This window comes from Levilactobacillus enshiensis, assembly GCF_007115095.1.
GTDB lineage: Bacteria > Bacillota > Bacilli > Lactobacillales > Lactobacillaceae > Levilactobacillus > Levilactobacillus enshiensis.
Window position 1 is genome coordinate 21,228 of record NZ_SULH01000017.1, and the last position, 11,010, is coordinate 32,237.

Annotated in this window: 10 protein-coding genes; all 10 read left to right on the forward strand. The window is 41.4% G+C overall.

What is annotated here, in order from left to right; all coding sequences use genetic code 11:
- Nucleotides 1–2 precede the first annotated feature (2 nt).
- Complete coding sequence (locus FAY32_RS13615) at nt 3–2,021, forward strand: VirB4 family type IV secretion system protein (RefSeq protein ID WP_143464016.1); 2,019 nt, start codon at nt 3–5, stop codon at nt 2,019–2,021.
- Nucleotides 2,014–3,432 (forward strand): type VII secretion protein EssB/YukC, encoded by a 1,419-nt coding sequence (locus FAY32_RS13620; RefSeq protein ID WP_143464017.1) that lies wholly within the window; start codon nt 2,014–2,016, stop codon nt 3,430–3,432. The genes FAY32_RS13615 and FAY32_RS13620 overlap by 8 nt, the downstream gene beginning before the upstream one ends.
- Nucleotide 3,433: 1 nt before the next feature.
- Entirely contained in the window at nt 3,434–4,588 is a 1,155-nt protein-coding gene (locus tag FAY32_RS13625; protein ID WP_143464019.1) for a phage tail tip lysozyme, read from the forward strand.
- Nucleotides 4,589–4,602: 14 nt separating this feature from the next.
- Nucleotides 4,603–5,220: a hypothetical protein gene (locus tag FAY32_RS13630; protein ID WP_143464021.1), complete on the forward strand. Its 618-nt coding sequence runs from the start codon at nt 4,603–4,605 to the stop codon at nt 5,218–5,220.
- The gene (locus FAY32_RS13635) at nt 5,207–5,575 is read left to right on the forward strand and encodes a thioredoxin domain-containing protein (protein WP_064523822.1); all 369 of its coding nucleotides are present in this window, start codon (nt 5,207–5,209) and stop codon (nt 5,573–5,575) included. Before FAY32_RS13630 ends, FAY32_RS13635 begins: the two co-directional genes overlap by 14 nt.
- Nucleotides 5,576–6,046, forward strand: a complete 471-nt coding sequence (locus FAY32_RS13640) for a hypothetical protein (protein WP_063733905.1) — start codon at nt 5,576–5,578, stop codon at nt 6,044–6,046.
- A gap of 1 nt (nt 6,047) precedes the next feature.
- Nucleotides 6,048–7,577 (forward strand): VirD4-like conjugal transfer protein, CD1115 family, encoded by a 1,530-nt coding sequence (locus tag FAY32_RS13645; RefSeq protein ID WP_143464023.1) that lies wholly within the window; start codon nt 6,048–6,050, stop codon nt 7,575–7,577.
- A gap of 12 nt (nt 7,578–7,589) precedes the next feature.
- Nucleotides 7,590–7,997 (forward strand): hypothetical protein, encoded by a 408-nt coding sequence (locus FAY32_RS13650; protein WP_064523816.1) that lies wholly within the window; start codon nt 7,590–7,592, stop codon nt 7,995–7,997.
- 12 nt (nt 7,998–8,009) lie between these two features.
- Nucleotides 8,010–8,879 carry a conjugal transfer protein TrbL family protein gene (locus FAY32_RS13655; RefSeq protein WP_064523813.1) on the forward strand — a complete coding sequence of 290 codons (870 nt, stop codon included), beginning with the start codon at nt 8,010–8,012 and terminating at the stop codon, nt 8,877–8,879.
- Nucleotides 8,880–8,895: 16 nt separating this feature from the next.
- On the forward strand, nt 8,896–11,010 hold a 2,115-nt coding region (gene topB / locus FAY32_RS13660), incomplete at its 3' end, for a type IA DNA topoisomerase (protein ID WP_143464025.1).

Sequence of the window (11,010 nt, forward strand, 5' to 3'; positions counted from 1 at the left end):
AAATGAATTTTGGTGATAAAGTCATTGACTTATTCATGCCAACTAAAAAAGAGCATAACCAAGGCAACAGCGACCAAACGGGTAGTAAGCCCAAACCGGAGGTTGAGGATTTTACCGAGCTGATTGATCGCGATAGCTTGCATTCACTATTCCCGTTTAGCTGGGAACAGTACCCCACCTACGTCCAGTCGGGCGAGAATTTTATTCGGGTGTTAGCGATTGCCGACTATCCTAAGCGGGTGTATGGCAACTGGTTATCGGAGTTAAAGCGCAAAAAAGGCGTTATCGATATTGTGCAATATATCGACAGCGCCAGTAACAATTCAATGATTACCTATTACAAGAAGACGATTCAAAATAAGGAAGCGCAGAAGTTAAATACGTTCGACCCGTATAAAAAGAAAATTCTGCAAAACTATATTGATTCAGCCAACATGCAACTAGATAAATACCTAGATAATTCTACCACATTTGTCTACCAACACATGCTAGTTTATTTACGGGCAAATAGTTTAGCAGAACTAGACGACTTAACCGAAAACGTTAAGAATACGTTGATTAAGTTGCAAATGAAACCTTTAGTACCAGTTAAAGCAACTTTCCAAGCTTTTTGGTCAACAATGCCGATTAATGAAAACTTAATGAGTGATTATACGTATAAGGAAAGCAATACCGAGGTTGCTAGCTCAATGTTTCCATTTGACGACGCAGAAATTCTAGACCTGAAACCAAGAAGTGATATTGAGGGTGTCAACAAGGACACAAATAGTTTAATTGCAGTTGATATGTTGGATCGTAACAAGACCTTGAACCAGAATATGGTTGTTATTGGTACTTCCGGTGTGGGTAAAACAACCTACATGATCCAGAAGATTTTAAGATATGCCATTCAAGACTATCAAATTTATATCATTGATCCAGAAAATGAATATACCAAAATTGTCGAATCCCTAGGTGGGGCAGTCCTGCACCTAACTTCTAATGCTAAGTACAAAATTAATCCAATGCAAATCTTTTCCGAGGAAATTTTGAGTGCTGATGAAGCCGTGACAAATCTTGATGAATTGGTAAAAGATAAAATTCAACGTCTGAAAGGTTTCTTTGAAGTCCTTAAAACCAGGATTACCCAAGTTGAGCTGGCAATCCTTGATGATGTCGTTAAACAAGCTTACGTCAACAGTGGCGTTTTGAAATATAGCCGCTTAAAAGAGATTAAAGACGATCAGTGGCCGACCTTATCCAATGTTTATGACGAGTTGGAAAAACTGGCAGATAAGGACGCCGACAAATTCAATCGGGTTAAAGACTTCTACTACATCTTAGGTAGTTATACCCATGGTTCTAACAGCCTATTTGACGGCCACACCAACGTCAACCTAAAGGGAAAGATCATTTCTTTTGATCTAAAACCCCTACAAAGTGAACAGGAAGTCCAATCAGCGGCTTATCTGAATACCTTCCAGTATTTGTGGGACGAAATCACCAAAGATCGGCATAGCCGCAAAAAGTTATTTGTTGATGAATTTCACTTTTTGACCTTGCACAAAGCGGCCGCCACCTTTTTCCACCAAGCATACAAGCGGTTTAGAAAGTACAATGCCGGAGCGATTGCCGGAACACAGCAAATTCAAGATGTGATCGAAGGCACGACAGATACCGGGCAGAACATTGGGGAAGCAATTATTGGGAACTCCTATACCAAAGTATTCTTTGGTCTTGACGGTAAAGGCGTTGATGATGTGATTACCAAATTGCGTATGACGTTCTCGGATAAAGAAAAGAAGCTACTAGAACGCCGTAGGCAAGGTGAAGCCCTGATGATTTATGGTAGCCAACGTGCCTTTATGAAAGTCGAGTTGACCGAAGAAGAATTGCGGTTAATTGATCCCGAAGCTTACCAAGAAAAATACAACCGTGAGACAGCCGAACAACCGGATTATCAAAAGCGCGTGGTCTTAACACCTAGTGAGATTGACGCCTTAACCACTACCGAAGAGGAAGGAGGGACTTTAAATGAGTAAATCAAATCAGTTATTAAATATCGAAGTTGGGACTTTCAAACGACTGGGGAACAAGTTAATTCTCGAACTCAATCACAATCAGTTTCGATATGACCAGTTGAGTGAGCTAAACGAATTAAAGCAAGCTGATTCCAATTTCTTACAGTTGGTTAACGTGGTTGAGCAAGATCAGAAGGTCGTTTTAACTTATACCTTGCCAGATAAGGTCAGATCATTAAAGGAATTACCGCAGGAAAATAAGGCGATCCGGGCAGCCATTGCCAAGAAAATTATGGCGCAAAAGGTGGTTGCTGATAGCCAGTATCACATTGCGTTGAACCCAGCTAACCTCTGGTATTACCCCATGCAACATGTTTGGTACGCCTATCGGGCAAATGAACTCATGCCCTATGATGACAAGCACAGCAATTTAGCTAAATACAAAGCGCTGATTCTATTTTGTTTGACGGGGACGCCCTATGAACGGCTACTAAGCAATCCTAAAGAAGCCCTAGCTAAACACCCGGACGACTATTTACAACAAGTAGCTAAAGCTACGTCGTTAAATGAGTTAACGGAAGTGGTTAACAGCATTGAGGACTTTGTGAGCTATCACGAATGGCAGGAAGTTGAAACGGCCCAGCAGAAAACCAAACAACGTTTATGGTTGAGTATGGCCGGGGTGGCGATTGTGGCCGTTTTGGCCGTCGGCTTAGTCCATAAAAGTGACGAACGAAAGTATCAATCTCTAGCCGACCAAAGTCAAACCCAAGTTACTCGGTTAAAATACAGTAACCAAATTCAAATGGCCTTAAACAATCATCAATGGTCAAAAGCCAAGAAAGCTATGCAAAAAGCCAATTATAGTGAGACCCGTCAGGCTCAAACATTCTTGAAACACAAACAATACCAGCAAGCCTTGAATGTTGAACCAAGTCAGTTGAACAAAATTATAAACACTGCTTACGACAACAAAGATAGCAGTCAAGTGGCCGATTGGCAGTTACCAACTAAGGCGACGAGTAAGCAAAAAGATCAATTGAAACTCGAAAAAGCGATTGTTAATTATGATACCAATACGCTTAATAACCAATTATCCTTTACGACGAACGCTGATGTTTTATTGAGAATGGGACAAGCTTTCCTCGCCCATAATGATACGCAAGACGCCCAGACCGTCCAAACCAAATTAGCCGGTGTGAATAGTCCTAAAGCTAAGTATTTGAAAGCCCTGTTAAGTCTCAATGCCGCTAAGAACGAAGTTAGTGACGCCCAAAAGAAGTTAGATGACGCCAACAAGATTGATGGCAGTAAAGATAAGGACAAAGACAAGAAGGTGGATTCGGCTAAGTCGGACTTAAAGAACGCGCAGAGTGACCAATCAGCAGCGCAAGATAAAGTTGATAAGGCAAAGCAAAAAGTAGGTGCTTAACATGGGACTAGCCTATGAATTTCAAAAGAAAAAAGTCAAATTCATATTATATGGTATCGTAGGCTTTTTCATAGCAATTATATTGATAATTGCAGGATTAACAGGAGATTTAGAAGAAAATTGTGGAGATGATACCACATCAAGCCAAGTTACCAATTTAGACAATAAAGGTATGGAAGAAAATGCCAAAAATATCTATGCGCACTGGAAACAGAAGTATGGCGCCACCCCACAAGCGGCGGCTGGTATCTTGGGGGTCTTACAACTGGAAAGCCGCCTTGATCCCAATTCGGTTAATTCAAGTTCCGGTGCCACGGGCTTAGCCCAGTGGTTAGGTGGTCGAAAAGATAAGCTGGAAGATTTAGCTCATAAAGAAAATAAACCAGCGACTAATCTCGGGGTACAGTTGGATTATCTCGACCAAGAATTGAACAGTAGTTACTATGCGTCAAACAAGCAGATCTTTAAATATACGGACGTGCACAAAGCGACGAAAGCCTGGCTAATGGATTATGAGGGTATGAGTAAGAACCCGGAACAATGGTATCTAAGCCAAAGATACGGATATGCCGATCACTGGTATTCCGTGTTGGGTGCGAGTGATCCAGTGGCCGGAAACACCTTAGACAATGCGAGTTCCGGAGATCTGACCGAACTAGGTTGTGATAGTGACCCAAGCTATTCCGGCGGTAGTATCGTCAAAAATGCGGAAAGTATGAAAGGCGATTTCTACTATGTTCAAACCCACCCTAGCCCTGATTTAGGTAGCGATTTAAAGAACCCTAACAAAACCGGTGGAACCGATTGTTCAGGCTTTGTCTGGTTAGCCCTGAATAAGGCTGGTTACAATGTACCGGCCAATATGGGCTGGTTTACCGGCACGATGGCTAGTGACGCCAAAGGCAGCCATCAATACTTGAAACAAATCAGTGAAAATGACGCGAAAGCCGGCGATATTGTGATTGTTAATCAAGGCGCGGGAGCCGGCAACAACGGCCATACTGCTATTCTGTTAGGAAAATGGCAAGGTAAAGCCACCAAGATCATTGAGCAAGGTGGTGTAGGCGACAAGGTTAACGAAAGCACATTTGGCACCGCGTTTTATAGCTTATTGAACGGTAGTGATGTGACGTTAGCCCGGCCAATCAAGAAGTAAGGAGGGATAAACAAATGAAGCGTAGCGTGGTTTTAAGTGTGGTGATTGGTAGCTTGATCTTAGTTATGTCATTAGGGGCGAATGCCTATCAGCATAGCCAAATTAAGCAGGCACAACAACAGATTAGTCGCTTACAACAACAAAAGCGTCAAGTCAGCCGGCAATTGACTAAAACCAACCAACAAAAGCAGTTATTGAGCACCCAAATTGACAGTTATAAGACCTACCAAAATAATAAGGACAAAAGTCAGGCTGAACTTAGCTTTAATACGGTGGTCACCAAGTTCTTTAAGGTCATGAATAACTTCAAGCCCAAGACCTACGGTCAGCGTAAAGATGGCGTTAAAGACTTGATTTCCGACAAATTGTATCAGCAATACTTTTCAAATAAAGGCACGTATGGTGATAGCAATAGTGTTTCAGCTAAGTTAAATCAACTGAACCTGTATACGCAAAGTAAGCAGGGGCAAAATATGAAAGGCTTGGCCGTTGTCAGTTACGAAAGTAAGAGTGGCGACAACGACTGGCAAAAGGCAACGGTGCTTTATCAAGTGACTTTCGATACCACCACGAATCGAATCACTAATGTACAAAATCTTGGAAACAGTTTTAAAGCAAGTGACCTTGATTAAAAAAGTAAGCAAAGTCCTAGCGGTGATCGTGGTGGTTTTAGCCGTTAGCGGGTTTGCTGGTCATCAATACGTCAATCACGTGGAAAAACAGCGGCCAGTTGTGACGCTGGCTAAGCACCCTGAAAAAGTGTTGTTCTTCTATCGCGATGATTGCCCGGATTGTCAGTCTATTTTCCATCAAATTTATTGGCACAACGCAATCAGTCACAACATCGTCTTGATTAACATGAATCAACCGCAGAATCGGCATTACATTCAAAAATATCAATTAACGTCAGTACCAACCTTGATCCATGGTGAGCAACGGTACACCGGCACCAACCAACAAAGAATTAAACAGATAGTGGGTGATTAGATGAAAGACAAATTATTAAACAGCGTTAAAGCCAGTTGGCCGTACCTACTAACGCTAATCATTGGCTTGTATTTAGCGGAGATTTTAGCTGGCTCTGTCATGGCCTTGTCCCGCTATAAGTTGGCATTTGCAGATCATATGCCAACCGTATTAAAACAATTAGCCTTACACCCTTGGCACTATTACAACTTGTATTTGGGCCAAAAGAACCCAGTACTAATTATTGTCAGTGTCGCCGTGGTCCTATACACCATCTATTTTGCTTTGAAGCGCAATAGCAAACATAAAGCGTGGGAAACTGCGGACACTGAAACCCACGGGAGCGCGACCTGGGGTAATCTAAAAGAATTGAGTGACCATTACTTTAGTATCAATGCCAAAGACCTCACCACAGCATTTAACAAGAGTACCAAGGCCGAAATTCTCAAATCATTGGTGGATCGAGAAAAGTCAGCGAAGGGGGCAGATTAACATGAATGGCACCATTTTAGGGATCGTGGATAAACAGATTGTTTACCAGAATAATAGTACCAAACCCAACCGGAACATTTTTGTGGTCGGGGGCCCGGGGTCATATAAGACCCAGTCAGTCGTCATTACCAACCTGTTTAACGAAACGGAGAACAGCATTGTGGTAACTGACCCGAAAGGTGAATTATACGAAAAGACGGCCGGTATCAAACTAGCCCAGGGTTATCAAGTGCATGTCGTCAACTTCGCGAACATGGCGCACAGTGATCGCTACAACCCTTTTGATTATATTCAGCGCGATATTCAAGCCGAAACCGTTGCGACTAAGATCGTGCAAAGCGAAAATGCCGAAGGTAAGAAAGACGTGTGGTTCAGTACCCAACGTCAGTTGCTGAAAGCCTTAATCTTATTTGTAATGAACCACAGAGAGCCAAAAGAACGCAACTTAGCAGGAGTTACCAACATTTTACAAAAGTTTGATGTTGAACCAGACAAAGATGAAACTGATAGCCCCCTAGATTCACTTTTCTTAGACTTAACCATGACTGATCCAGCTAGACGAGCTTATGAACTAGGTTTCAAAAAAGCCAAAGGAGAGATGAAAGCCAGTATCATTGAAAGCTTGTTAGCAACCGTCAGCAAGTTTGTTGACGCCGAAGTTGCCGACTTTACAGGATTTTCAGATTTCGATTTAAAAGAGATTGGCAACGACAAAGTTGTGCTATATGTGATTATTCCGGTGATGGATAACACTTATGAAAGCTTCATCAATCTGTTTTTCTCACAATTATTTGATGAATTATATAAATTAGCGGCTGATAATCACGCTAAATTGCCCCACCAAGTCGATTTTATCCTTGATGAATTTGTCAATTTAGGTAAGTTTCCCAAGTACGAAGAATTTCTAGCAACGTGCCGGGGGTACGGTATTGGCGTGACGACCATTTGTCAGACCTTAACCCAGCTACAAGCCTTGTATGGCAAGGATAAAGCCGAGAGTATCTTAGGTAATCATGCGGTTAAAATTTGCTTAAATGCCGCTAATGATGTGACCGCTAAATACTTTAGTGATCTGTTAGGTAAATCGACCGTAAAAGTTGAAACCGGTAGTGAGAGTACCAGTCACAGCAAGGAAGAAAGCCACAGCAAGAGCGATAGTTACAGCTATACGAGCCGTTCGCTCATGACACCCGATGAAATTATGCGTATGCCCGAAGATCAGAGCTTATTAATTTTTAGTAATGCGAGACCAGTCAAAGCGACAAAAGCGTTCCAATTTAAACTATTTCCAGGAGCCGATCATTTGGTTAACTTGTCACAGAACGATTATCAAGGCCAACCAGAAGCCATTCAAGAAACCAACTTTAAGAATAAAGTAGAAAAATGGAAAGCGGAGTTAGCAAAAGCCAAAGCTACAAGATCAAAGAATGATGTAAAACCCGAAGAAGAAGAAGATATGCAAGACGAATTAGACCAGGCAACGAAACAACAAGAAAGCGTTCAAAACGAAAACGAAGATGTGGACTTTTAGGAGGCTATATTGATGAGTAATAAGAAAATCACAATTGCTAGTATTGTTCTATTAGCAGTCCTACTAGGTATTGCTTTTATATTTGGACATAAAACCACCGCAGAAAAGTTACAAGCACAAGAATGGACTTTAACAAGCCAAGAAGAAAGCAATACCGTTAATTTTAAAAAAGATAACACCATGATTTTAGGGAAAGAACCAATGACCGAGAATTTTAAATACTCAATCAAAAAGCAAGGTAATGTTGAATATTTGAAACTTACACACCACGAAGATTTAGGAAGTGACGGTAAATATTACTTCAAAATCAAAAAAACAGATAGTGGCTACTCATTGATTTTGGATCAAGGTAAAACTAATCAACCAGCTAAAAATGCAATGTATGGTATGACAGATAAAAACAACTTAGTCTCAAAGTAAGGAGGAAAGCGTATGTACTCACAAAATTTTGTTGTTGGGTCAATTATTGGAGATAAAATAAACGACTGGTTGAAAGATGTATTTAAATCAATCATGAACTTTGCTGTATCAGGTGTAAAAGCAATTTTAGACCAATTAAGTACATCTCTACCAATCATTGATACATGGTACGGTATATTTCTTGCTTTTGCGACATCAATGGTTGTCGTGGTTGTCCTAGCAAGAATTATCATTACACTTATTGGCGAGGCGGACGAAAGTACAGATGTAACGTGGGCGAACATTATTATAGACGCTGTTAGATCCGCAATTGCAATTCCGGTCATGGTCTTTTTACAAGCATTTTTGCAAACAAGAATCATCTTACCACTTGCAAAAGGCATGTTTGATATGAGTGGTAAATTTTCCGCAGACGCTGTTTATTCAACATCACAAGTCACGAAAAGCATTAAAATTACAGGATTTATGCAAATACTATTTCTAGCCTTTTTTGCAATCGTAACCGTAGCATTTTTCCTTAAAATGTGTATCTACTTTGCAGATATGGCATTTTATAACTTATCAATCCCGATTGTTGCTATGTCGATTGCCAGTGAAAGTTTTGATTATAGCTCAACCTGGTGGAAAAAATTAGTCTATTACAATGTTTCCATGTTGTCCCAAGTGTTATCACTAACCTTATCAATTTGGTGTTTCACACATATTGGCTCAAAATGGAGCTTTGTTGCCTTTATGGGAACTATTGGTTTTGGCTGGTTAGTACTACACACACCACATGTAATTCAAGACTTTTGGGCTTCAACAGGGATTACCAAAAGTGCTGGACGGTCAGTTATGCGTGGTATGGGTAATATTGGACGAAACATGCTTAGAGGACAGTAAAGGGGGAAACATTAAAATGTCAAACACAGTAATCTTAGCTGAAAAACCGAGCCAAGCAAGGTCATACGTTGAGGCATTTCAAAAAAGCACAAAAAAACAGGGTTACTATACGGTTAGTGACCCTGTTTTGCCCCAAAATACTGTAATCACGTATGGATTCGGCCATTTGGTCGAATTAGCAACACCAGAAAAATACGATCAAAAGTACAAGCAATGGGCGCTATCTAATTTACCGATTTTCCCCGATAAATACAAGTTTATCGTGCCAACCGATAAGAAAACGCAGTTTAAAGTCGTCAAAGATTTACTAACGAAAGCAGATACAGTGATTGTTGCCACAGATAGCGACCGAGAAGGGTCAAATATCGCGTGGTCGATCATGAACCAAGCGCATATTGATGTTAAGTCGAAAACGATTAAGCGCCTTTGGTTGAATAGCCTAGAAAAAGACGCGATTATTACCGGCTTTAAAAATCTTGGTGATTGGCACAAAGACTATTTGGCTTATAAAGAAGCTCAAACCCGGCAAATTAGTGATTGGTTGATCGGTATGAATGGTAGTCCCTTATATACTTTATTGTTGAGGAAAAATGGGGTGCGTGGGGTGTACTCAATTGGTCGCGTGCAGACGCCAACCTTGTATATGGTCTATCAAAGAGACCAGGCAATCAAAAACTTTAAGCCGGAACCCTATTTTGAACTAAATGCTGAAATTCTTGCTAATCAGCAAAAATTCGTCGCAAAATTAGACCCCTATCAGCGGTTTAAAGATGAAACAGGGCTAATGACATTCATGCAAGCTAAACACGTTCAGAAAGGCTCACAGGGCGGTTTAATCAAGGACGTGCAAAAGCAGGCTAAAAAGAGTGCCAGTCCCCAACTATTCTCGCTATCCAGTCTGCAAAGTGCGATGAATAAACGGTATCACGCCAGCGCCAGCCAAACCTTAGCGGCTATTCAAAGCTTATACGAAGACAAACTGCTCAGTTATCCCCGCACCGATTGTGCTTATATCACTGATGAAGAATTTGATTATTTAGTGGCTAATCTGACGAAGTATCTGGGTTTGGTATCTAAGCAAGTCGCTTTAACCAATACCACCCCAAATAAACGTTACGTCAATGGGAAAAAGGTTGAAGAACATTACGCCATTATCATGACTAAAGTCGTGCCGACGAAAGAGAAACTGGCCAGCTTGCCTAAATTACAGCAACAGGTCTATGATTTGGTTTTAAGAACGACGTTAGCGATGTTTGCTGATCCGTACGAGTACGAGGAAACCACCATTATTACCCAAGTTGGTGACGCCAATTTTAAAGCAACGGGTAAGGTCCCAACGAAGCAAGGCTGGCAAGCTTTATTTGATGATCACAAAGCCGACCAGCAAGAAGCAGCAACTTTACCGCTCGTTCACCAAGGCGATCAGGTTAAAGCAAATCTGCAAACACCGCAAAAAGAAACGACACCACCGGTGCCATTTACCGAAGGTACCTTAATTACGGCAATGAAGACGGCCGGTAAAACACTTGATGACGAAGAAGCCCAAGCGATTCTTAAAGATGTGCAAGGCATTGGGACAAGTGCAACCCGGGCAAATGTGCTGGAAGTGTTAAAGAAGCGCGGCTATTTGGTTACTGAAAAGAACAAGCTCCACGTCAGTGAAGCGGGAACTACTTTATGTAAAGCGGTCGAACTCGAACCCTTGCTAACTAGCCCAGAAATGACGGCTAAATGGGAGCAAGCGTTACAACAAATCAGTACCGAAGAACGCACCCCGGATAACTTTTTGAGCCAAATCAAAAAGTTCGTGGCAAAATTGATCGCTGATGTTCCCACGCAATTAACTGGCAGTGCAGCCATTAAGCAACAAATCGATCATCAGCAGCAAGCGCAAAAAGCCGCCGAAGTTTTCTTAGAAACACCGCAAGCAACCGTTTTAAATAAACAGAAGTTTTACATTGTAAAGCCCAAGCAAGGTGAAGATTTTACCTTACCTAAGAAATGGAGTAGCAAGACGCTCGGGAAGACCGCAATTAAAGCGTTGGTCACCAAGGGGGAAACGAGCAAATTAAAGGGTTTCAAGAGCAAAAAAGGAAAGTTGTTTGACGCCAAGTTAAAGCTTGACGGCCAT